This window comes from Streptomyces sp. NPDC046122, from assembly GCF_056429965.1.
Window position 1 is genome coordinate 142334 of sequence record NZ_JBWKLQ010000001.1, and the last position, 23174, is coordinate 165507.

The following is a 23174-nucleotide window of genomic DNA, read 5'->3' on the forward strand; positions in this document are numbered from 1 at the left end:
GTGTTACGTGCGGGTGAACCGCCGGACTGGGCGCCGGGCGGCCGTTATCGTGTCGCAACCATCACAAGACCGGCCGCGACCGCCACCCGGTTGACCTGGCGCGGGGGAGCCGAGTCGGGCTTCACGGGGTGGCTGTCGCGGCCGGCGTCTGTGGTGGCCGCCGGGCGGTCCCTCAGACCGCTTCCGCGGCTTCGGGCAGCTGGGCCGCCAGCTGGTCGGTGAGGTCGACGACCTCGGCGACGTCGCCGAAGTCCCTGGCCGCCGTGTCGACGGTCTTGCGCAGCCGGGTGTTGACCCGCTCGGAGCGGACCCGCCGGGCGACGCCCAGGGCCTTTTCGGCCAGCACGACGGACTGCTCGGGCTCGCGCTTGAGCAGGTGCACGGTGGCCATGCCGATGAGGTTCAGTGCGTACGAACGCTGGTGCTCCTCGTCCTTGCCGAAGAGCTCGACGGCGCGCTCCATGACGGGCTCGGACAGCGAGGCGTACGTGGGACTGCGGCCGGCGACGTAGGCCAGGTCGCGGTACGAGTGGGCGTTCTCGCCGTTGAGCTCGGCCTCGGAGAAGAAGCGGATCCAGTCGGGCTCGGGCTCGCCGTCGAGGCCCGCGTCGGAGAAGGTGTCCTCGGCCATCCGCACGGCCCGCTTGCACTTGCTGGGCTGCCCGATGTTGGCGTAGGCGCGGGCCTCCATCGCATACAGCATCGCCTGGGTGCGGGGCGTGGCGCAGTCGCGGCTGCCGTACTGGGCGAGGTGGATGAGCTCCAGCGCGTCGTCGGGGCGGCCGAGGTGGATCATCTGACGGCTCATGCTGGACAGGACGTACGAGCCGAAGGGCTTGTCGCCGGCCTCCTTGGCGGCGTGCAGCGCGAGGACGAAGTACTTCTGCGCGGTGGGCTGCAGGCCCACGTCGTAACTCATCCAGCCGGCCAGCTCGGCCAGCTCGGCGGCGCATTTGAAGAGCCGCTTGGAGGTCGCCTCGGGCTGCGGCTCCTGGAGCAGGTCCGTCACTTCGTGCAGCTGTCCGACGACCGCCTTGCGCCGCAGCCCGCCGCCGCACTGGGCGTCCCACTGGCGGAACATCATGGTCGTGGACTCCAGCAGGTCGAGCTCCGGCCTGGAGAGCCGGGACGGCCGGCGGGACGATCCGGCCGGCTCGGCGCGGCGGGGCTCCCCGGCGGGCGAGGGGACGAGCCAGCGCTGCATGGGTTCGATGAGGGCGGGTCCCGCGGCGAGCGCGAGCGAGGTGCCGAGGAAGCCCCGGCGGGCGAGCATGAGGTCGCTGCGCGAGAACTCGCTGAGCAGCGCGACGGTCTGGGGGCCGGCCCAGGGCAGGTCGACGCCCGACACCGAGGGTGACTGGTGGGCGGCGCGCAGACCGAGGTCCTCGACGGCGACGACGCTGCCGAAGCGCTCGGAGAAGAGCTCGGACAGGATGCGCGGGATCGGCTCGCGCGGCTGTTCGCCGTCGAGCCAGCGGCGGACCCGTGAGGTGTCCGTGCTGATGTGGTGCGCGCCCATCTGGCGGGCCCTGCGGTTCACCTGACGCGCGAGCTCGCCCTTGGACCAGCCGCTGCGCACGAACCACGAGCCCAGCTGCTCGTTCGGGCGCTTTCCAGCGTTCGAACCGCCTGCGCCACTGCCGCCCACTGGTACGCCCCCATCCCGCCGAAGCCTCTTTGCCCGAACCCCTGACAGAATGCCGTGAGTTGCGGCCTGTTGTCCCCGGGATGCAGCCCTCGAACAGGAAACCGGCTTGCCTCCGGCATACCCACACGCGCGGTTATTCCGGGGTTCGTGTACCGAAAGTAATCCTACGATCACCCCTCCGGCCATGGCGATTCCACAATCGCCACCATTCGCCACCCCAACGAATGAACTCCCCCGCTCCCGGGCGCGATTCACTTGACATACGCCGATCGGGAGTCGGTGGAGCGGTGTACGCCGGGGCGCTCGATCCTGCCCGCACCACCCCGCACGACACTGTGCGCCGTGCGGACCACCTCGACGGCAGCGGAGCGTCACGACTTGACTCCATGTCGTAACCACCGGCGCACTGGACCCGTTGGAGGGGGCATGGGCTTCACGATCGGCCGGGAGACACGGTCCGGCGCACGGCGCCGCGGCCGCGTGCCGGACTGCACGACGGTGGCTGAGTACACCGGGCTCTGGGGCTGGGCGGTGGTGCCGGGCGCCAGAGCGGCTTCCGGCGGCGCGGCGGGTTCCGGGACACGGGCCTGCTCCTGCGGCGACCCGTCCTGCCGGGCGCCCGGCGCGCATCCGCTGGACTTCGCGCCCGAGGTGCCGGCGGGCGCCACCCTCGACGACGTCAGCAGGACCTGGTCCGACTTCCCCGGCGCGGCGGTGCTGCTGCCCGTGGGCCGTACGTTCGACGTCATCGAGGTCGCCGAGGCCGCGGGGCGCCGGGCGCTCGTACGGCTGGAGCGGATGGGACTGCCGCTGGGGCCGGTGGCCGGGACGCCGGACGGCCGGGCGCAGTTCTTCGTCGCCCCCGGGGCCGCCGCCGAGCTGCCCCGTCTCCTGTACCGGATGGGCTGGGACGACGCCGACCTCGACCTGCGGGGGCGCGGTCCCGGCGACCACGTGGTGGCGCCGCCGTCCGACCTCGGCGGCCTCGGCCCGGTCCGCTGGCTGCGCCCGCCGTCCCTGGACACGGCGCAGGCTCCGCCGCCGGCCCGGCTGCTGCTGGGGACCCTGGCGTACGTGGCGCACCGCTCACCGGCGTGACGGCGCGGCCACCCGCACGAACGCCGGGCGGGCCCCCGTGGGGAGCCCGCCCGGCGTTCGCGTACCGCGTGGTGGTCAGTCGCCGATCAGGGCATCGACGAACGCCTCCGGCTCGAACGGCGCCAGATCGTCCGGCCCCTCGCCCAGGCCGATCAGCTTCACCGGTACGCCCAGCTCGCGCTGCACGGCGATGACGATGCCGCCCTTCGCCGTGCCGTCCAGCTTCGTCAGCACGATGCCGGTGATGTCCACGACCTCCGCGAACACCCGCGCCTGGACCAGACCGTTCTGCCCGGTCGTCGCGTCCAGGACCAGCAGCACCTCGTCGAGCGGGCCGTGCTTCTCCACGACGCGCTTGACCTTGCCGAGCTCGTCCATGAGTCCGGCCTTGGTGTGCAGCCGGCCGGCCGTGTCGATGAGGACGACGTCCGCGCCCTCGGCGACGCCTTCCTTCACCGCGTCGTAGGCGACCGACGCGGGGTCGCCGCCCTCGGGACCGCGCACCGTGCGCGCCCCGACCCGGTCGCCCCAGGTCTGGAGCTGGTCGGTGGCCGCCGCGCGGAAGGTGTCCGCCGCGCCCAGGACCACGCTGCGGCCGTCGGCCACCAGGACGCGGGCGAGCTTGCCGGTCGTGGTGGTCTTGCCGGTGCCGTTGACGCCGACGACCATGACGATGCCGGGGATGTCGGCGGCGCTCTCGGTCTTCACCGCGCGGTCCATGTCCGTGCCGAGCAGGTTCAGCAGCTCCTCGCGGAGCAGGACGCGCAGCTCCTGCGGCGTACGTGTGCCGAGCACCCGTACGCGCTCCCGCAGCCGCTCGACCAGCTCCTGGGTGGGGGCCACGCCGACGTCCGCGGTGAGCAGGGTGTCCTCGATCTCCTCCCAGGTGTCCTCGTCGAGGTGCTCGCGGGAGAGCAGGGTCAGCAGACCCTTGCCGAGCGTGTTCTGCGAGCGGGCGAGCCGGGCGCGCAGCCGCACCAGGCGGCCGGCGGTGGGCTCGGGGACCTCGATCTCGGGCGCGACGGGTTCGGCGACGACCGGGTCCTCGAGGGCGACGGGCTCCTCGACGGCGGTCGACGCGTCGGGGAGGTCCACCTCCTCGATGGTCCGGCGCGCCTCGTCGCGCGGTGGCGCCGCGTCCTCGCCGACCTGCGGTTCGGCGGGCGGGGCGGTGATGGTCGGCGTGGTCGGCGGCGCCTGCGGGGGCAGCTGCTTCTTCTTGCGGCTGCTGACCACGAGCCCGCTGATGGCGCCGATCGCGACCAGGGCGATGACTACAGCAAGGATGACGATTTCCATAACTCACCCAGTATCAGCCACACCCGTGTTCCAGCGGCTTCCTCGGACGATCGCACGATGACCCGGGAGAGGATTTGGACCTTTTGGGGGGACCGTACGCCGGTGTGACCGTAAGATGTTGTTCGTTCCCCCCACCCCCGCACGGAGTTCCACCATGCCTGAAACGTCCGCCCCCGAGTCCGAGGGCGCGATAGAGACCCGCGGTCTCGAGCCCGTCCCCGACAGCGAGCGCTCGGGCCGCGTACGTGAACTGTTCCCGACCTGGGTCGCCGCCAACATCAGCGTGCTCCTGCTCACCATGGGCGCCGGTCTGGTGGTCTTCAACCGCCTGAACATCTGGCAGGTCCTGGCCGTCGCGGTGGCCGCGCCGCTCGTCTCGTACGGGCTCACCGGCCTGATCTCCATCGCGGGCAAGCGGGGCGGATCGCCCGGCATGGCGCTCTCGCGGGCGGTGTTCGGGCAGCGGGGCAATCTCTTCCCCGGCTCGCTGATCTGGGTGGCGCGCTGGGGCTGGGAGACGATCAACGCGGTGACCGGCGCCTACGCCGTACTGACCGTGCTCGACCTGCTCTTCGGCATCAAGAGCAACACCCCGCTGATCGTCGTGACGCTGCTGCTCTTCGTCGGCTGCACGTTCCTCGTCTCGGGGCTCGGCATCAACGCCCTGCGCCGGTGCAGCACCTGGTCGACGTATCTCTTCGGCGCCTTCAGCGTGCTCGTGCTGATCTACCTGATCGCCGGCACCGACTGGTCGGCCGTGTTCGCCAAGCCTGCCGGCTCCACCGCGATGATGATCGCGGGCATCGGCACCATCGCGGCCGGCGGCATCAGCTGGGTGCCCTCGGGTCCCGACTTCACCCGTTACCTGCCCCGCAACGCCTCGGGCGGCGGCATGGTCGCCGCCACTGTCGGCGGCGCGGGCGTCGTCGTCCTGCCGATGGTGCTGATGGGCGCGGTGATGGCCGTCAGCACACCGGACCTGGCGTCGGCCAAGGACCCGGTGTCCTTCATCGGCGAGCTGCTGCCGAGCTGGATCGCCGTTCCGTACCTGCTGATCGCCCTGATCGGCATGCTGCTCATCAACTCGATGTCCATGTACTCCGCCGGATTCACCGCGCAGACGCTGGGCATCAACGTGCCGCGCGCCTGGGCGGTGAGCGTGAACGCCGCCATCAGCCTGGTCTTCGGCTTCCTGCTGATGGTCGTGGCGACGAGCTTCTTCGGCTCGTTCATCTCCTTCCTGACCCTGCTGGCCGTGGCGTTCTCGGCGTGGATCGGCGTCTTCGGTGTCGACATGCTGAGCCGGCGCGTGTACGACGGCGAAGCGCTGATGGACACCACCCGCACCAGCGGCTACTGGTACCGGGGCGGTTTCGCCTGGCAGGCCATGACGGCCTGGGGCGTGGCGCTGGTGACGGGTCTGCTGTTCACCAAGGTCGACTGGTTCACCGGGCCGCTCGCCGGTTCCTGGATCGGGCGCAACGGTCTGGGCTGGGCGGCGACCGTCGTCGTGGCCGGGCTGCTGTACGCGGTGCTGCCGAGGACGAAGGCCGCGGCGCCCGAGCGGGACGGGGCCGAGCCGGTCCGCGAGCCCGCCGGAACCCTGTCCATCTGACGTCACGTCAACTAACGTCCCCCTTCGCCACACCGGCATCCGGCGGAGGGGGACGTTTCGTCATGACCTTCACAGTGGTCCGCTTCAACCTCGTCGATCCCGACGCGACCCCCGTCGGCCACGCGGCCCGGTACCGCGCCGCGCTGGAGATGGCGGCGTACGCGGACGACCGGGGCATCGACACCGTGCAGACCGAGGAGCACCACGGCACCGCGAACGGGTGGCTCCCGTCCCCCTTCGTCCTCGCCGGCGCGGTACTGGGCGCGACACGGCGCATCGCGGTCACCGTCTCGGCGGTCATCGGTCCGCTGTACGAGCCGTTGCGGCTGGCGGAGGACATCGCCGTGCTCGACCTGATCGGCCGGGGGCGGCTGGTCACGGTGGCGGGGATCGGCTACCGGCCGGAGGAGTACGAGCAGCTCGGCGTCGAGTGGGGGCGGCGCGGCGCCCTGCAGGACGAGGTGCTCGAAACGCTGCTCCTGGCGTGGACCGGCGAGCCCTTCCCGTACCGCGGGCGGACCGTGCGCGTCACGCCCAGGCCCTACACCCAGCCGCATCCGACGCTGCTGGTCGGCGGATCGTCGCGGGCGGCGGCCCGGCGCGCGGCCCGGTTCGGGCTGCCGTTCTTCCCGAGCGCGCACCTGCCGGAGCTGGAGGCGTACTACCACGCGCGGCGGGCGGAGTTCGGCACCGAGGGCTTCTGCATGATGCCGTCGGCCTCGACGGCTCTGCTGCACATATCGGAGGATCCGGACCGCACGTGGGCGCAGTACGGCGAGCACTTCCTGCACGAGGCGCAGACGTACGCCTCCTGGCAGTCGAAGGACATCAGGTCGGCTGTGCGGTCGCGGGCGACCACCGTGGACGAGCTGCGCGGCGAAGGGGTCTACCGCGTCGTGACGCCGGACGAGTGCGCGGCGCAGGCGGCGGAGAGTCTCGTCCTGCATCCGCTGTGCGGCGGGATGCCGGTCGACGAGGGCTGGCGCAGCCTGCAGCTGTTCTGCGAAGACGTACTGCCCCGGCTCAACAGCTGAGCCGGGGCAGTGCCGTGTCCGAGGAGCGGGGCAGCGGGGTTTAGCCCATCTCCTCCAACGCCTTGCCCTTGGTCTCCTTCACGAACTTGAGCACGAAGGGGATCGAGAGCACGGCGAAGAATGTGTAGATCATGTACGTCCCCGAGAGGTTCCACTCGGAGAGGCTCGGGAAGCTCGAGGTGATCGCCCAGTTGGCGATCCACTGCGCGGAGGCGGCGACGCCGAGCGCGGCGGCGCGCAGCCGGTTGGGGAACATCTCGCCGAGGAAGACCCAGACGACGACACCCCAGGAGAGAGCGAAGAAGAGCACGAAGACGTGGGCCGCGATGAGCGCGACGACGCCCTGCGCGTGCGGGAGCCTGCCGTCGACCAGGTCGGCGGAGAAGGCCCACGCCTCGAAAGCCAGGGCGAGCGCCATACCGGCGGAGCCGATGAGCGCGAGCGGTCGGCGGCCGATCCGGTCGACGAAGATCATGGCGATCACGGTGCCGATGATGTTGATGATCGACGTGGTGAACGAGTAGAAGAACGAGTCGCTGGGGTTGATGCCGACCGACTGCCACAGGGTCGCGGAGTAGTAGAAGGCGACGTTGATGCCGACGAGCTGCTGGAAGACCGAGAGGCCGATGCCGACCCAGACGATGGGCAGGAAGCCGAAGCGGCTGCCGAGCAGGTCCTTGAACGTGGACTTGTGCTCGCTGCGCATCGCGTTTTCGATCTCGCTGACGCGCAGGTCGAGGTCGATGTGCTTGCCCTCGACGTCGGCCAGGATCGCCTTCGCCTTGTCGACCTTGCCCACGGAGATCAGGAAGCGCGGGGACTCCGGGATGGCGAAGGACAGCAGGCCGTAGAGCACCGCCGGCACCACCATGACGCCGAGCATGACCTGCCAGGCCTCGATGCCGAGCAGCTCACCGCGCTGGTCGCCGTCGGCGAGGTTGAGGATGCCCCAGTTGACGAGCTGGGAGACCGCGATGCCGATGACGATCGCCGCCTGCTGGAAGGAGCCGAGGCGTCCGCGGTACGCCGGCGGGGCGACCTCGGCGATGTATGCGGGGCCGATGACCGAGGCCATGCCGATGGCGATGCCGCCGAGCACACGCCAGAAGGCGAGGTCCCACAGCGCGAAGGGGAGCGCGGAGCCGACCGCGCTGATCGTGAACAGCGCGGCCGCGATCTGCATGACGCGGATACGGCCGATGCGGTCGGCGAGGCGGCCCGCGGTGGCGGCGCCGATGGCGCAGCCGATCAGAGCGATGGCGATGACCTGGGCGAGGGTCGCGGATCCGACGTCGTACTTGCCCCGGATGCCTTCGACCGCGCCGTTGATCACGGAGCTGTCGTAGCCGAACAGGAAGCCGCCCATCGCGGCTGCCGCCGTGATGAAGATGACGTGGCCGAGGTGATCCGGGTGAGCCGCTCGGGCTCCGGACGCCGGTGGTTGCGCTGTGCTGGTCACATCAACTCCTGGTGCCTGGCCGCGTCGCCTGGCGTGGGGGGCAAGCACTTCCAGTGGGGCACGGCATCCCGCCACGCACCACTTGAAGGTAAAAACGACGATGCCGAGACTATGCCTTCAGGTTTCGAAGTCAAGAGCGAGGGAACGTGAAATTTATGAATGCGGCGTGTCGGCTTGTGTTCAAGGTTTGAAGAGATGAACCCGATCAGCGCAGACGCTGGCTGATGACCTTGGAGACGCCGTCCCCCTGCATCGAGACGCCGTAGAGCGCGTCGGCGACCTCCATCGTCCGCTTCTGATGAGTGATCACGATCAGTTGCGAGCTCTCCTGGAGCTCCTCCATGATCCGGATGAGCCGCTGGAGGTTGGTGTCGTCCAGCGCCGCCTCGACCTCGTCCATCACGTAGAACGGACTCGGCCTGGCCTTGAAGATGGACACCAGCATGGCCACCGCGGTCAGCGACCGTTCGCCGCCGGACAGCAGGGACAGCCGCTTGACCTTCTTGCCCGGCGGCCGGGCCTCGACGTCCACCCCCGTGGTGAGCATGTTGCCGGGATCCGTGAGGACCAGGCGTCCCTCGCCGCCCGGGAAGAGCCGTGAGAAGACCCCCTCGAACTCCCTCGCCGTGTCCCGGAACGCCTCGCTGAAGACCTGTTCGACGCGCTCATCGACCTCCTTGATCACCTGCATCAGGTCGGCGCGCGTCTTCTTCAGGTCTTCAAGCTGCTCGGAGAGGAACTTGTGCCGCTCCTCCAGCGCCGCGAACTCCTCGAGTGCCAGCGGATTCACCTTCCCGAGCTGCTGGTACGCCCGTTCGGCGGCTCGCAGCCGCTTCTCCTGCTCCGCGCGTACGAAGGGCCGCGGCTGGTTGCGGGGGTCCTCCGGGTCGTCCGGAAGGTCTTCCCCCTCGGCGGGCGGAGACGGCGGTACGGGCTGGTGGGGGCCGTACTCCGCCACGAGCCCCGCCGGTTCGACGCCCAGCTCCTCCAGCGCCCTGGCCTCCAGCTGCTCGATGCGCAACCGCTTCTCGGCGCCGAGCACCTCGCCGCGGTGCACCGAGTCGGTCAGCTTGTCGAGTTCCGCCTTCAGGTCGCGGCCCCGGCCGCGCTCGGCCGCCAGTTCCCGCTCGCGCCCGGCCTTGTCCGCCTCGGCGGCGGCCCGCTCCTGGTCGGCCCGTACGAGCGAGACCTCGACGTGGGCCAGCAGGGCGCGCGCACCGGACGCGACGGCGGCGGCCACCCGCGCCTCGTTGCGCAGCCGGGCGCGCCGCTGCTCGGCGCGCGCCCGTGCCTCGCGCTCCGCGCGCGCTCCCCGGTCGAGGGCGTCGGCCCGCCCGGCGAGGCCCTTCACCCTCTCCTCGTGCGTACGGACCTGGAGCCGGGCCTCCATCTCGGTCTGCCGGGCGTTGGCCCCGTCGGCGGCGAGCCGGTCCCGCACCGAGGTGTCCGGCTCCTCCTGCAGGGGCGCCTCTTCGGCCACCAGCAGGCGTTCGGCCAGCTCCTCGGCCTCCTGAGCGGCCCGCTCCAGCGCCTCCTGGGCACGGGCGGTCGCCGCGGCCGACCGTTCGGCCTCGCCGGCGGCGCCGCGCGCCTGGCCGGCGAGCCGCCCGAGCTGCTGAGCGACGCCGGACTTCTCCCGGTCGGCGGCGCGGCGGCGCCCGGCCAACTCCTCGACGAGCGCGGCGCAGGCGTCCCGCCGCTCCCCCGCCCGGTGCTGCGCCGCCGCCAGCTCCTCGCACCGTACGGCCAGCTCCTCCAGCTCGGCGGCGGCCTCGTCGACGGAGGCGTGCACCTCCAGCAGGCTCGGCGCGCCCGCCGAACCGCCGTGCGCGAAATACGTCCCCAGGACGTCGCCCTCGGCGGTCACGGCGGTCAGGTGGGGGTGGGCCGCGACCAGGTCCTCGGCGTCCTCCAGCGTCCCGACGACGACCATGTCCCGTACGAGCCTGTGTACGGCGGGCATGAGAGCGGCGGGGCCGCGCACCAGTTCGGCGACGGGCGCCGGGGCGCCGCCCGGCCGCCGCGGCGCGACCACGACGGCGGCCCCCCGGCCCTCCTCCGCGCCGGCGGCCGCGCCCTCTGCTGCGGACGCGTCACGTGCGCCGGCGGTCGCCCCGGCCCCAGCGCTCGAACCGGCCGCACCACGCGTACCCCCGGCGCCCGCTCCCTCGCTCCCGGGCGTATCCGGGCCACCTGCCTGCTCGGGCACGGCCCCCGGGCGTGCGAAGCCGTCGGCCGCGTCACCGGCCGCCTGCCCCGGTACGTCGGCCACGAACGCCGGGGCGCCGGGGCTTCCCCCGCCGCCCGCGTCCCCCGTGCCCCCCGGCCCGCTCAGCAGCAGCACCGCCCGGCCGGCGTCCTGTTTGCGCAGGAGGCGGATCGCTTCGGCGGCCGTGGCCGGGTCCCGTACCGCGACCGCGTCGGCCGCCGCGCCCAGCGCCGCCGCGACCGGCACCTCGTAGCCGGGGGCGACCGAGAGGAGTTCCGCCGCCGGGCCCAGCAGCCCGCCGAGCCCGGGCCGCGCGGCGAGCAGCGCACCCGTGCCGTCCTTGCGCCGCAACCCCAGGGCCAGTACGTCGTGCCGGGCGGAGGTCGCCGCCCGGCGGCGCTCGGCGGAGGTGGCCGCCTCCCGGGCCGCCGTGAGCCCGGCCTCCGCCTCGGCCAGCTCCCGCCGGGCGGCTTCGTACTGGTCGGCCAGGTCGGATTCGCCCGCGTCCAGCCCCTCCACCTCGGCCTTGAGCTGCTCGTACTCCTCCTGTGCGGCGGCGGCGCGCTCCTGGGCGTCCCGGTGCGCGGCGGCCAGCCGGTCGATCTCCGCCTGGGCCGAACCGGCCCGGCTGCGCGCCGCGTTCACCTGGCCGCTGAGCCGGGCGAGGCCCTCGCGCCGGTCGGCGATGGCGCGGGCGGCGTCCTTGAGCCTGCGCTCCTCCTCGGCGAGCTCGCGTTCGAGCTCGGCCCGGTGCCCGGCGGTGTCCTCCAGCGCCCGCTGCGCCGCCTCCAGCGCGGCTTCGAGTTCCGCCTCCTGCTCCCGGACCCTCGCGGCCTCGCGCTCCATGTCCTCGGGGTCGCGCCCGCGCCGCTCCTCCTCCTGGGGGGCCGTCGCGCTCTTCACCCGGGCGTCGGCCAGCGACACCGTGCCGCGCACCCGTTCCGCCAGCTGGGACAGCTCGTACCAGGTCTGCTGCGCCCGCTGCAGCCGCGGAGCGAGGCGGCGTACCGCTTCCTCCAGCTCCGCCTCGTGCGCCAGCGCGGCCCGCAGCTGCGCCTGGGCCGCGTCCTTGCGCTCCTTGAGTGCGGCCTCGTCGGCGATCTCCGCGCGCAGCGCCTCGCGCAGCGCCACCAGGTCGTCGGCGAGCAGCCGCAGCCGCGAGTCGCGCAGGTCGGCCTGGATGACGGCGGCCCGCCGCGCGACGGCCGCCTGCCGCCCGAGCGGCTTGAGCTGGCGTCGCAGTTCGCCCGTCAGATCCTGTACGCGTGAGAGGTTCGCCTGCATCGCGTCGAGCTTCCGCAGCGCCTTCTCTTTGCGCTTGCGGTGTTTGAGGACGCCGGCGGCCTCTTCGATGAACGCTCTGCGGCCCATCGGATCGGCGTGCAGCACCGAGTCGAGCTGGCCCTGCCCGACGATGACATGCATCTCCCGCCCTATGCCGGAGTCCGAGAGCAGTTCCTGGATATCCAGCAGCCGGCAGGTGTCACCGTTGATCTGGTATTCGCTGCCGCCGTTGCGGAACATGATCCGCGTAATCGTGACTTCGGCGTATTCGATGGGCAGCGCGCCGTCGGAGTTGTCGATGGTCAGGGAGACCTCGGCCCGGCCGAGCGGCGGCCGCCCGGTGGTCCCGGCGAAGATCACGTCTTCCATCTTGCCGCCGCGCAGCGACTTCGCTCCCTGCTCTCCCATCACCCAGGACAGGGCGTCCACGACGTTGGACTTGCCCGATCCGTTGGGGCCGACGACGCAGGTGATGCCCGGTTCGAACCGCAGCGTGGTGGCCGACGCGAAGGATTTGAAACCGCGGAGAGTCATGGCCTTGAGATGCACCGCCGCACTCTACCTTTCACCGCCGGTTTCACCCATGAAGGTGCAGGGCACATCAGACGGTAAGGGAAGAGGTGTACATACGGGCGGGCGGGACCACGGGCGGGAAAAAAGAAGGGACGCCGAAGCGTCCCTTGCAATGTCGTGCTGTTAGATCTTGAGCAGATCTCAAGCGGCTGATACGGACAGCCTGACGGGCTCGGATTCTCCTACGAGCCGAGTCAGGTGAGCGCGGGCTCCGCCTGGGGTACGTCGATGTCGATGCTGTCGAGCAGCGAATCTCCGCGGTGGTGAGCGGCGGCGCTCAGCGCGTCGTTCTCGGACTGAATCCGGTTGAGCTCGGACTCGAGATCCTGGACGCGCTGCTGAAGCCGTCGCATCTCGGCGAGGAGTCGCGGGTCGGAGCCGCCGACGTAACCGAGAAGCGCCTTTGCCATGATGGATGGTCCTCCACACTGAGTGACCGACCGAAGCGGTGGTGGGTCGTGAGGGAATCGCACCCGCGGTGCTTGTCATCTCTGTCGTTCTCAATGCCAAACAGCTAAGGTGCGCGGGGCTTCCAGAGTCTCACCAAAAAGTTTGACGGTCAACACGATCACGCCCCGTATCGCGGGCAGCCCGGGGGCGCGCAGCCGCGGAAAGCGCGGCGCCGCCTCATCTGCGGGGCCCTGGGGGCGTAGAGATCATCCGTACTGCGGCAGCTTTCCACGACAACTGTTTCTTGGCAACCACCAGGTCGTTTCTGTCCCACGCACCCGCCACGGGCATCTGCGAAACGCGCCGGAGGCGCCCCGCGGCTGGAATCGATCAACGAATCGCGAAGCCCGCATAACCGCCGCGCGGCGTGCCCCAGATCTCGGTCACACCGTCGACCCGCCCGGGAGTGTCGGCGGAGCGCAGCCAGTCCAGCAGACGGTGGCAATTCTCACGCGGACCCTCGGCCACGACCTGTACCCGGCCGTCCTCCAGATTGAGCGCGAAGCCAGCGAGACCGCCGATCTCCAAAGCGTTTGCCCTGGTGAACCAGCGGAAGCCCACTCCCTGTACTCGGCCGCGCACCCAGGCGGTGAGCCGTACATCTTCGTTCATGCCTGCACGCTAACGGGCCAATTGCTCACGAGGCACTTCGCCCTCACGCGTCATGGCGTACAGTCCCGACGAAATAAAGCCTCACCCATTCGAGTGAGACGCATCGACGTGGACCACGTCGAGCAGGCACCAGGAAGGCACAGCAGATGGGACGCCATCGTCGCTCCGCCGCCGGACCCGTAGCAGGAGACCACGCGGACGCACCGGCCGGCCGGTACCAGACGGGTACGCGCCGCAGGAAGAAGCGGGCGGCGCCCGTGCGCACGGGGTTGCTCGGCGTCTCCGCCGCCGTCGCCCTGGGCGCCGTGGCCGTCACCTCCGGCGTGCTTCCCGGCGGGGAGAACTTCTCGATCAGCGGCGGCTCGGGCGACCGGGTCAGCGCCGAGGGCGCGACCGGTCTCGAGACGCAGGGCGGCAGTTCGGCGCAGCCCACGGACCGGGCGACGACTCCGGCCGCCCAGGACACCGAGCGGGCCCACGCACCGTCGAAGTCCCCTTCGCCCAAGCCGTCCAAGCCCTCGAAGTCCGCGCAGAAGCCCTCCGCCGAGCCGTCCGCCAAGCCGTCCCGGCGGGAGACCGCCGAGGACCGGCGCACCGAGAAGCCGGCCGCGCCCCCGAAGACCACGCGGCCGGAACGCGTCGTGCCCACCCCGACCGTGAAAGTCCCGGAGACCGGTGGACCGGACGACGCCGGCTCCGGCACCGAGACCGCCGCGGAGGCGGCCGTCCTGAAGCTGGTCAACCAGGAGCGCGCGACGGCCGGCTGCTCCCCGGTGCGGGCCGACAGGGCGCTCGGCTCACTGGCGCAGGACTTCAGCGAGGACATGGCCACCCGCGGCTTCTTCGACCACACCGACCCCGACGGGGCGACCCCCTGGGACCGCGCCGAGAAGGCGGGCGTCGACGGGCTGGGCGGCGAGAACATCGCCCGCGGCCAGGCCGACGCCGAGGCCGTGATGGACGCCTGGATGAACAGCGAGGGCCACCGGGCGAACATACTGAACTGCGAGTTCAAGACCCTGGGCGTCGGCGTGCACATGGCGCCGGGCGGCCCCTGGTGGACGCAGAACTTCGGCTTCTGAACCCGGCTCGGACCACCGAACGCGGCCCGCGCGAAGGCCCCCCTCCCTCCGGACGGGGGCCTTCGCGTTCGCACATCCAGACGACCCCACTGACAAAAGCGCTTTCTCAGGGTTAGTGCTACGCCGGTATGCTGGCGGTATGGACGACACGGCGCAGCAGGCCCGCGGCGACTCCGGATTCGACGTGTTCTCCCGGGGCTGCCCCTCGCGCGGCACCCTGGAGGCCGTGACGGGACGGTGGGGCGGCCTGACGATGGGCGCGCTGCGGGAGGGCGGCACGCTGCGCTTCAACGAACTGCGCCGCCGGGTCGACGGCGTCAGCGAGAAGATGCTGTCCCAGACGCTGCACGCGCTGGAGCGCGACGGACTCGTCAGCAGGCGGGCCCAGCCGACCAATCCCCCGCGCGTGGACTACGAGCTGACGCCGCTGGGCCAGGAGGTCGCCGGACGGCTGCTGGCCCTGATCGAGCTGGTGGAAGGCCGTATGCCCCAGGTGCTGACGGCGCGGGCGCGTTACGACGGGACGCGCGGCGGGCGCTGACAGCGCGGGCAGAAGTAGCTGGAGCGGTTCATCCACGGCCGCCTGCGCATCGCGGTGCCGCAGCGCCGGCAGGGCTCGTCCTCACGTCCGTACGCGTCCAGGGACCGCTCGAAGTAGCCGGACTCGCCGTTCACGTTGACGTACAGGCTGTCGAAGCTGGTGCCGCCGACGGCCAGGGCGGCGCTCATCACGTCCCGCGCGTGGCCGAGGAGCTCGGCCGCCCGGGGGCGCGTGAGGGTCGCGGTTGGGCGCTCGTAGTGCAGCCGCGCGCGCCACAGCGCCTCGTCCGCGTAGATGTTGCCGACGCCGCTGATCAGCGACTGGTCGAGCAGGGCTCGCTTGACCGTCGTACGGCGCAGGCGCAGGGCGGCGAAGAAGGCGTCGTCGTCGAAGGCGGGGTCCAACGGGTCGCGCGCGATGTGCGCGATGACGTCGGGGAGCCCCTCCGGGGAGTTGTCGTGCAGCGAGAGCCCGCCGAAGGTCCGCTGGTCGACGAAGCGCAGCTCGGTGCCGAGGGCGTCGTCGAAGCGGACGCGGATGCGCAGGTGCTTCTCGTCGGGGGCGGCCTCGGGCTGGACGAGGAGCTGGCCGCTCATGCCGAGGTGACCGAGTACGGAGGCGGCGGTGTCTTCGAGCGGCAGCCACAGGTACTTGCCCCGGCGGCGCGCGGCTCCGACGCGGTGCCCCTGGAGACGGGCGGCGAAGTCCTCACCGCCGGCGAGGTGGCGGCGTACGGCCCGGGGGTGCAGGACCTGCACCTCGGCGACGGTACGGCCGGTGACCCAGCGCTCCAATCCGCGTCGTACGACTTCGACTTCGGGGAGCTCTGGCACGTCAGCAGCATACCGCTGTGCCCCCTGCCGGGATCCGGCAGGGGGCACAGAGAGCAGTGCTCGCGCGGGTTAGGCGCCGGCCTGGGCCGACTGCGTCGCGTCGTCGGCCGTGGCCGTGACGGGGGTCGCTTCGGCGACGGCCGGAGCCGCCTCCGCGCGCGCGTCCGCGTCCGCGCGGATCGCGCGCCACGCGGACTCCGCCGCCTGCTGTTCCGCTTCCTTCTTGCTGCGGCCGGTGCCGGTGCCGTACGAGACACCACCGACGCGGGCAGCAGCAGTGAAGGTCTTCTCGTGGTCCGGTCCGGTCTCCGACACGAGGTACTCGGGAACGCCGAGGCCCTCGCTCGCGGTGAGTTCCTGGAGGCTGGTCTTCCAGTCCAGGCCCGCACCGAGGCTCGAAGACTTCTCGATCAGCGGATCGAAGAGCCGGTGCACCAGTTCCGATGCGGCTCCGAGACCCTGATCGAGATAGACCGCGCCGATCACCGCTTCGAGGGTGTCGGCGAGGATGGATGCCTTGTCCCTGCCACCCGTGCCCTCTTCGCCCCGGCCGAGCCGGATGAAGGAGCCGAGTTCGAGGCCGCGGCCCACCTCCGCCAGTGCACGAGAGTTGACCACCGCGGCCCGCAGTTTGGCCAGCTGGCCTTCCGGCAGATCGGGGTGGGTCCGGTACAGCGTGTCCGTGACCACCAGGCCGAGCACGGAGTCCCCGAGGAACTCCAGACGCTCGTTGGTGGGCAGGCCGCCGTTCTCGTACGCGTACGAACGGTGGGTCAGCGCGCGCACCAGAAGGGCGGACTCGAGTTGATACCCGAGCCGCCCTTCCAGAAGCGTGTGGGACGAGGCTGTGTTTTCCGCCGAGTTCTTGGCGTTGTCCGCCTTGGCGTCATCCGCCTTCTTGGGGCTAGACACAGTGCCTCTCACCAGCCGCTCAGACCTCGAGGACCTGGCGCTTGTTGTACGTGCCGCAGCTCGGGCACGCGATGTGCTGGAGCTTCGGCTCCTGGCAACGCTCACACGAAACCAGGGTGGGGACCGCAGCCTTCCACTGCGACCGGCGGTGGCGCGTGTTGCTGCGCGACATCTTCCGCTTCGGAACAGCCACGGCTACTTCTCCTGCTTCTCGTCGACGCCCGACTCGGCGGCGTCGCCAATGTTGTCCTTCTCGCCGTCCTGGTCGGTCCCGGCGAGTCCTTGCAGTGCCGCCCATCGAATGTCGACGGCGTCATGGTTGTGATCGGGGTTCTCGTCCAGCCTGATCCCGCACTGCGGGCACAGGCCGGGGCAGTCCTCCCGGCACACCGGCTGCATCGGCAGTGCGAGCACCACCGCATCACGCAGCACGGGCTCGAGGTCGAACAGACCGTCCTCGAGGTAGAGCGTGTCCTCGTCGTCCTCGTCGTCGTCGGCCGGTTCCGCTTTGGAGCGGCCCCGGTCATCGGCGGCAGGGTACGAGAACATCTCCTGGAAGTCCGCTGCAACTGCCAGCTCCAGCGGCTCCAGACACCTTACGCACTCCCCCTCGGCCGTCGCACGGGCGGTGCCTGTGACGAGCACCCCGTCCATGACGGATTCGAGGCGGAGTCTGAGATCCACCGGTGCGCCCTCGGGCACTCCGATGACCCCGTCGAGACCGAGGTCCTTGGGGGCGCCCACCGAGCGGGTCAGCCGCTGGAGCGCACCGGGACGCCGGCCCAGCTCGTGTGTGTCGAACACGAGAGGGTTGCGGTGGTCGAGGTGGGCGTTCAGGGGACTTCCTGCTTTCGGTTCGTGTGGTGGGCCGCCGTGTCGCCGTCGCGGAAACGCGAAGCGGGCAGCCGTGATCGCGGGCATACGCGCGACCGAAGAGCCAGGATACTTGACGCTTCGCCCAGGGCCCAATCGGCGGCCTAGCGCCCCTGTTCGTACTCCCGCAGCCGGTCGAGGTCGATCATGCTCGTGTCGAAGAGGCTGGTCTCGTCGAGCGAACCCTGCTGCTGGGGGACGTGCCCCTGCTGCTGGTGGCCGTAGTCCTGGCCCTGGCCGTAGCCCTGCTGCTGGTACGCGTAGGGGTCCTGCTGGTAGCCGTACGGATCGGGCTGCGGGGCGGCGTACGGGTCCTGGGGCTGCTGGTACGCGTAGGGGTCCTGCCCCGGCTGCTGCTGATAGGCGTACGGGTCGTACGGCTGCTGCGCGGGGATCTGCGGGGCCTGCGGCTGCTCGGGCGCCGGTGCGGCCGCGTGCGGCTCGGCCAGGTCGGCGAGGAAGTCCGCGTCGCTGGTGTGCTGCCGGCCCGCCTCGTCCTGGGCCAGCATGTGCGCGCCGAGCTCGTCCGTCGCCACCCGCCCGTGCAGCTTCTGCCGGCCGCGGCCGACCGCTTCGAGGGTCTTGGAGAGCACGGCCTCGAAGGCGCCGAGCTTGGTGTCGACGTACTCGTCCGCGCGCTGCCTGAGGGTCTCCGGGTCGTGGCTGCGCTCCGGTGCCTCCTCGTCGGCGTACCCCTGGTCGTCGAGTCCGGGGCCCCGGCCCAGCAGCTTCTCGCGGCCGCGGTCGACGGAGCCGAGGGTCTTGGTGAGGACGACCTCGAAGTTGGCGAGCTTGGAGTCGACGTACTCGTCGGCCTCGGCGCGGATCTCCTCCGCGTCGCGGCGGGCATCGGCAAGGATGCGGTCGGCCTCCTCCTGGGAGCGGCGGGCGACCTCCGTGCCGGAGATGAGCGCGGCGCGCTCGGCGTGGGCGGACTCGATGATCCGCTCGGCCTCCTGGCGGGCCTGCTCGGTCATCTGCTCGTGGCCGCCGATGAGCTCCTGGGCCTGCGCCAGGGAGCCGGGCAGGGCCTGGCGCACCTCGTCGAGCATCGAGAGCAGATCGGCGCGGTTGACCACGCACGAGGCCGACATGGGCATGGACCGGGCGCTGCCGACCGCCTCGACGATCTCGTCGAGCTTCTTCTGCACGTCCACCGTGTGCTCGCCACCTGTTCTTCCGGCTGGAGACGGACGGCACGACTGTACGGGCAGTCGGCCCCCGTCCGACACCTGGTGACGTTCCGTCAGATTGTCACTTCCCGGCGAGACGCTCGGTGAGCGCGCCGAGCACCTTCGGGGGGACCAGGTGGGAGACGTCGCCACCCCAGGCCGCGACCTCCTTGACCAGGCTGGAGGAGAGGAAGCTGTAGGTGGGGTTGGTGGGGACGAACAGGGTCTCGACACCCGAGAGGCCGTTGTTCATCTGGGCCATCTGGAGCTCGTAGTCGAAGTCGCTGACCGCGCGCAGGCCCTTGACGATGGCCGGGATGTCGCGCTGCTTGCAGAAGTCGACGAGGAGGCCGTGGAAGGCCTCGACCTGGACGTTGCCGAACTCGGCGGTGATCTCGCGGATCAGGTCGATCCGCTCCTCCACGGTGAACAGCCCCTGCTTCGACTGGTTGATCATCACCGCGACGTGTACGACGTCGTACAGCTTGGAGGCGCGGGCAATGATGTCGAGATGTCCATTGGTGATCGGGTCGAATGACCCGGGACAGACTGCGCGGCGCATCGGTGGTCCCTCGCTCTCCGGTCCGGTCATCGTGCGTCTTCGCACGTAGAGGCGGCGCGACCGTACCAAAGCGTGCCCTCGCCGTAGCGACGGGCCCGCAGTGGCTCGAATCCCTTGGGCCAGTTGAACTCTCCACCTCTTGTGCTGCGCTCCACGGTGGCCACGGCATCGTCCGCTAGCCAGCCCTGGGTGCGGAGTGTGAGGAGGATCTCCCGAAGATCGTCGTCGGTGACGGCGTACGGCGGGTCGAGGAACACCACGTCGTAGGGCGCCTCGGGCGCCGGACCCGTGACGATCTGTTCCGCTTTGCCCGCCCGGACTTCGGCGCCCGGGAGGCCGAGCGTGCGGACGTTGTCCCGGACCGTGCGCGCGGCCCGGCTGTCGGCCTCCACGAGCAGGGCGTGCGCGGCGCCGCGCGACAGCGCCTCCAGGCCCACCGCGCCGGAGCCCGCGTACAGGTCCGCGACACGGATGCCCTCCAGGGTGCCGAGCAGCGACTGCCAGGTGGAGAACAGGCCCTCGCGCGCGCGGTCGGATGTGGGGCGGGTGCCGTTGCCCGGCGGGACGGCCAGGCGGCGTCCGCCGGCCGTGCCGGCGATCACGCGGGTCATGGGTGTCGGTTCCTAGGGTCGTGGGGCTGGGGCGGGGGTGGCGCTGATGCTGCTGCCCCCATTGTCAGCCCTTGTCGAGGTACTGCTCCCTCTCCTTGTCGAGGAGGGCGTCGAGGGCGGTGCGCAGCTCCGGGAGCCGTTCGAGCTCAGGGTCGGCGGCGACGACGGCGGCGGCCTCCTCGCGGGCCGCCACGATGACCTCCTCGTCGTCGATGACGGCGAGCATCCGCAGGGAGGACCGGACGCCGGACTGGGCCTGGCCCAGCACGTCGCCCTCGCGGCGCTGCTCCAGGTCGATGCGCGAGAGCTCGAAGCCGTCGAGGGTGGCGGCCACGGCGGCCAGCCGGGCCCGGGCCGGACTCGCCTCGTGCATCTCGCTGACCAGCAGGCACAGCCCCGGGGCCGAGCCGCGGCCCACCCGGCCGCGCAGCTGGTGCAGCTGCGAGACCCCGAACCGGTCGGCGTCCATGATCACCATGGCGGTGGCGTTGGGGACGTTCACGCCGACCTCGATGACGGTGGTGGCCACGAGGACGTCGACCTCGCCCGCGGAGAAGCGGCGCATCACGTCGTCCTTGTCGTCCGGCTGCATCCGGCCGTGCAGGACTTCGACGCGCAGTCCCTCGAGGGGGCCCGCGGCGATCTGCCCGGCGATCTCCAGGACGGCGAGCGGCGGCCTCTTCTCGGGGTCCTCGTCGGCCGCCGCGGCCTTCTTCCCGGCCCGCTTCGGGTCGTCCTCGCCGTCTCCGATGCGGGGGCAGACGACGTACGCCTGGTGGCCGTTCTCCACTTCCTCGCGCACGCGCTCCCACGCGCGGGCGAGGAAGTGCGGCTTGTCCTTGGCCGGGACGACGTGGGTGGCGATGGGCGAGCGGCCGGCCGGGAGCTGGTCGAGGACGGAGGTCTCCAGGTCGCCGAAGACGGTCATCGCGACGGTGCGCGGAATGGGGGTGGCCGTCATCACGAGCAGGTGCGGGGGCTGGGCGCCCTTGGAGCGCAGGGCGTCGCGCTGCTCGACGCCGAAGCGGTGCTGCTCGTCGACGACGACCAGGCCGAGGTCGTGGAACCGCACTTTCTCCTCGATCAGCGCGTGCGTGCCGATGACGACGCCCGCCTCCCCGGTGACCAGGTCCAGCAGGGCCTGCCGGCGGGCGGGCATGCCCATGGAGCCGGTGAGGAGCACGACCTTGGTGCCCTGCTCGGCGCCGCCGAGCAGGCCGCCCTCGGCCAGCTCGCCCATCATCTCGGTGATCGACCGGTGGTGCTGCTGGGCGAGCACCTCGGTGGGCGCGAGCATCGCGGCCTGGCCGCCCGCGTCGACCACGGCGAGCATCGCGCGCAGCGCCACCATGGTGTTGTGGGTCACGGTGAAGTGGTCTGTCACGTATGCATGAGTCGGATGAGCAACGCTGATGCACTGAACTGCTTTCCGCCCGACGTACTCCACTGCGCGGATTCCACGCCGGAAGGTGTTGCACTTCGGCCTGGACTGCACGCGCACCGCCTTACGCCCCAACCTGAACGGCGCGTACGAGTCAGGGAGGGCGATCGACACGCTGAAGGCGGCCTTCTTCGGCAGCACCCTGGCCCTGCCACCGAGGGAACGCACAAGCCAGGCCACGTCGTCCGCCAGTTGTCTCGACGCGGAACAGAACGAGACGTTCATGCCGCTGGACGGCACGGTGCCGTCGGTGTCCAGCAGACCCTGCAGAACAGCCAGGCGGTTCTTGATCGTCGTGTTCTTGAAGACAGCCGGGATGAACTTTCCGTGCGATGTGATGTCCCACAACCCCAGGGACCGAAGGGCGCTGATCACCGGATTCCTGCGTGTCCCACCCTTCGCCGCAGCCATCTGGATCGTGTAGTCGCACCGGGATCCGGGCACTGGTCGGAGTTCACACTCCGGGGTAACGGCCGCACGGGCAGCAGCGAGGATCTCGTCATCGGCCGTGGACAGCCTCAGGTTGTGACGGAATGAGCCATCCCCCAAGAGGAGACCGAAAAGGTAGGGATCGAGAGGGGGTTCCGCATCGCTGGCGAGGTCGACTGGGGCGGCCGGAGGGATGTACCACTTGGAATGACCGTTCGCCTTGTGGGTGTCCTGCCGGATCTCGCGTGTCGTCATGACCTTCGGTGTCTGTCCGCGGTCCCAGGCGCAGCTGGTGCCCACGATCCAAAGGTGCTCATCGTCGCATTCGACGGCCGTGCCGTCGGACAGCACAATGCGCCACACCTCCCGTTCGCCCTGCGGGAAGACCCCGTCCACCACGGCCAGCTCACCAGTGGGGACCACCACGGTGTCGCCTACGGCCATATCCCCCATGGGCCGGTATCCCTGCGGGGTCAGAACCATCGCATCGAGCGGCTGCGCTTTGCCGCTGCCGACCTCGCCCTGGAGCAGACGGTGCATGGGGTGCTCGGTGGCCAGGTCGTCGAAGATCTCCTTCGAGACGCGCTGCTGGCCGTCGGTGAGGGTGAAGGGGAGCTTGGCGTCGAAGGCGTCGAGCAGGCCGCCGGGGACGGGCCTGCGGGCGACGGCGGGCAGCTGGGCGTCGGCGAACCTGCGACGTGCGAGCGCGACTTGGAGGACGAACGCCTCGTCCCACTTGAGCCGGTCCCGCGCCTCGGCGATGTCCGCCTTGGTGCGCGGCCGGTGGACCTTGCGGAAGGCGTCGGGCAGGTCGGTCAGCCCCCGCCCCTCGCGCAGGGAGGGCGGCAGGGGGTCGGCGATCTCCTGCCAGCCGGTGGCCTCCATGGAGGCCAGGACCACGTCGACCGTCTTGGCGATCTTCCAGCTCTCCATCTGGGCGCAGGCGGGGTAGAGCGGGATCAGCTGGTTCGCCCACGCCTCGACGGCGTCCGCGCCGCTGTCCTTGCCGAGCATCTCGTAGGCCGGATGGGAGAGCTGGCGGATGTTGCGGAACATGCCGACCTTGCCGGAGAACATGCCCCGGCGGCCGGGCAGCAGTTCCTTCTGGTGGTGGTAGATCGACTTGCCGAAGAAGACCAGCTGGAGCCGTCCGCTGCCGTCGGTGAGGGTGACCTCCAGGCGCTGCCCCTTGCCGTTGTTGAACCGCAGGACGCGGGCGTCGGCGACCTGCGCCACGACGGTGGCGTGCTCGTCGAGCGGCAGGTCGGCGAGCTGGGTCAGCTCGCCGCGCTCGGCGTACCGCCGGGGGTAGTGGTGCAGCAGGTCACCGACCGTGTGCAGGTCGAGGTGCTCGGCCATCACCTTCGCGGTGGTGCCGCCGAGCGTCTTCTTGAGTGGTTCGTCGAGCGCGGGCACGGATCCATTGCACACCACGCC

19 protein-coding genes are annotated in these 23174 nt (G+C 71.0%); 5 read left to right on the forward strand and 14 right to left on the reverse strand.

Going from position 1 to position 23174, the window contains the following annotated elements; genetic code table 11:
* Nucleotides 1-172: 172 nt before the first annotated feature.
* A complete protein-coding gene (gene nsdA, locus AC07FK_RS00605; protein ID WP_479101299.1) occupies nucleotides 173-1648 on the reverse strand; it encodes a transcriptional repressor NsdA in 1476 nt (491 codons plus the stop codon).
* Between the two features lie 426 nt (nucleotides 1649-2074).
* On the opposite strand from nsdA, the gene AC07FK_RS00610 reads away from it, so the two are divergent.
* Nucleotides 2075-2746: a bifunctional DNA primase/polymerase gene (locus tag AC07FK_RS00610; RefSeq protein ID WP_479101301.1), complete on the forward strand. Its 672-nt coding sequence runs from the start codon at nucleotides 2075-2077 to the stop codon at nucleotides 2744-2746.
* A 75-nt stretch (nucleotides 2747-2821) separates the two neighbouring features.
* Here the strand turns inward: AC07FK_RS00610 and ftsY are convergent, their stop codons facing one another.
* On the reverse strand, nucleotides 2822-4045 hold the full coding sequence (gene ftsY, locus AC07FK_RS00615) for a signal recognition particle-docking protein FtsY (protein WP_479101303.1): 1224 nt from the start codon (nucleotides 4043-4045) through the stop codon (nucleotides 2822-2824).
* Nucleotides 4046-4199: 154 nt separating this feature from the next.
* Here ftsY and AC07FK_RS00620 point away from each other — a divergent pair, with 154 nt between their 5' ends.
* On the forward strand, nucleotides 4200-5660 hold the full coding sequence (locus AC07FK_RS00620; RefSeq protein ID WP_479101305.1) for a cytosine permease: 1461 nt from the start codon (nucleotides 4200-4202) through the stop codon (nucleotides 5658-5660).
* A 62-nt stretch (nucleotides 5661-5722) separates the two neighbouring features.
* Nucleotides 5723-6694, forward strand: a complete 972-nt coding sequence (locus tag AC07FK_RS00625; protein WP_479101307.1) for an LLM class flavin-dependent oxidoreductase — start codon at nucleotides 5723-5725, stop codon at nucleotides 6692-6694.
* Between the two features lie 40 nt (nucleotides 6695-6734).
* Here the strand turns inward: AC07FK_RS00625 and AC07FK_RS00630 are convergent, their stop codons facing one another.
* The 4 genes from AC07FK_RS00630 to AC07FK_RS00645 all read right to left on the reverse strand — a co-directional run bounded on the left by AC07FK_RS00630 (nucleotide 6735) and on the right by AC07FK_RS00645 (nucleotide 13281).
* Nucleotides 6735-8153: a sugar porter family MFS transporter gene (locus AC07FK_RS00630; RefSeq protein WP_479101309.1), complete on the reverse strand. Its 1419-nt coding sequence runs from the start codon at nucleotides 8151-8153 to the stop codon at nucleotides 6735-6737.
* 205 nt (nucleotides 8154-8358) lie between these two features.
* On the reverse strand, nucleotides 8359-12195 hold the full coding sequence (locus AC07FK_RS00635) for an AAA family ATPase (protein ID WP_479101311.1): 3837 nt from the start codon (nucleotides 12193-12195) through the stop codon (nucleotides 8359-8361).
* A 218-nt stretch (nucleotides 12196-12413) separates the two neighbouring features.
* Nucleotides 12414-12629 carry a hypothetical protein gene (locus AC07FK_RS00640; protein ID WP_028814575.1) on the reverse strand — a complete coding sequence of 72 codons (216 nt, stop codon included), beginning with the start codon at nucleotides 12627-12629 and terminating at the stop codon, nucleotides 12414-12416.
* 370 nt (nucleotides 12630-12999) lie between these two features.
* Nucleotides 13000-13281, reverse strand: coding sequence for an acylphosphatase (locus AC07FK_RS00645; protein ID WP_479101313.1), 282 nt, complete (start codon nucleotides 13279-13281; stop codon nucleotides 13000-13002).
* Between the two features lie 146 nt (nucleotides 13282-13427).
* On the opposite strand from AC07FK_RS00645, the gene AC07FK_RS00650 reads away from it, so the two are divergent.
* Both AC07FK_RS00650 and AC07FK_RS00655 read left to right on the forward strand, forming a co-directional pair.
* Nucleotides 13428-14363 carry a CAP domain-containing protein gene (locus AC07FK_RS00650; protein ID WP_479101315.1) on the forward strand — a complete coding sequence of 312 codons (936 nt, stop codon included), beginning with the start codon at nucleotides 13428-13430 and terminating at the stop codon, nucleotides 14361-14363.
* A 139-nt stretch (nucleotides 14364-14502) separates the two neighbouring features.
* Nucleotides 14503-14904 (forward strand): winged helix-turn-helix transcriptional regulator, encoded by a 402-nt coding sequence (locus tag AC07FK_RS00655; protein WP_479101317.1) that lies wholly within the window; start codon nucleotides 14503-14505, stop codon nucleotides 14902-14904.
* Here AC07FK_RS00655 and mutM read toward each other — a convergent pair.
* The 8 genes from mutM to AC07FK_RS00695 form a co-directional block, all read right to left on the reverse strand.
* A complete protein-coding gene (mutM, locus tag AC07FK_RS00660; protein WP_479101319.1) occupies nucleotides 14877-15737 on the reverse strand; it encodes a bifunctional DNA-formamidopyrimidine glycosylase/DNA-(apurinic or apyrimidinic site) lyase in 861 nt (286 codons plus the stop codon). The two genes, AC07FK_RS00655 and mutM, sit on opposite strands and share 28 nt — an antisense overlap.
* Before the next feature lie 69 nt (nucleotides 15738-15806).
* A complete protein-coding gene (gene rnc / locus AC07FK_RS00665; RefSeq protein WP_479101321.1) occupies nucleotides 15807-16661 on the reverse strand; it encodes a ribonuclease III in 855 nt (284 codons plus the stop codon).
* A 7-nt stretch (nucleotides 16662-16668) separates the two neighbouring features.
* A complete protein-coding gene (rpmF, locus tag AC07FK_RS00670; RefSeq protein WP_003965982.1) occupies nucleotides 16669-16842 on the reverse strand; it encodes a 50S ribosomal protein L32 in 174 nt (57 codons plus the stop codon).
* Nucleotides 16843-16844: 2 nt separating this feature from the next.
* Complete coding sequence (locus tag AC07FK_RS00675) at nucleotides 16845-17486, reverse strand: YceD family protein (RefSeq protein ID WP_479102516.1); 642 nt, start codon at nucleotides 17484-17486, stop codon at nucleotides 16845-16847.
* Nucleotides 17487-17626: 140 nt separating this feature from the next.
* Nucleotides 17627-18679, reverse strand: coding sequence for an ATP synthase F0 subunit B (locus AC07FK_RS00680; protein WP_479101323.1), 1053 nt, complete (start codon nucleotides 18677-18679; stop codon nucleotides 17627-17629).
* Nucleotides 18680-18776: 97 nt separating this feature from the next.
* Nucleotides 18777-19256, reverse strand: a complete 480-nt coding sequence (gene coaD, locus AC07FK_RS00685; RefSeq protein WP_479101325.1) for a pantetheine-phosphate adenylyltransferase — start codon at nucleotides 19254-19256, stop codon at nucleotides 18777-18779.
* Between the two features lie 26 nt (nucleotides 19257-19282).
* Nucleotides 19283-19867 carry a 16S rRNA (guanine(966)-N(2))-methyltransferase RsmD gene (gene rsmD / locus AC07FK_RS00690; protein WP_479101327.1) on the reverse strand — a complete coding sequence of 195 codons (585 nt, stop codon included), beginning with the start codon at nucleotides 19865-19867 and terminating at the stop codon, nucleotides 19283-19285.
* 64 nt (nucleotides 19868-19931) lie between these two features.
* The gene (locus AC07FK_RS00695) at nucleotides 19932-23153 is read right to left on the reverse strand and encodes a helicase-related protein (RefSeq protein WP_479101329.1); all 3222 of its coding nucleotides are present in this window, start codon (nucleotides 23151-23153) and stop codon (nucleotides 19932-19934) included.
* Nucleotides 23154-23174 lie beyond the last annotated feature (21 nt).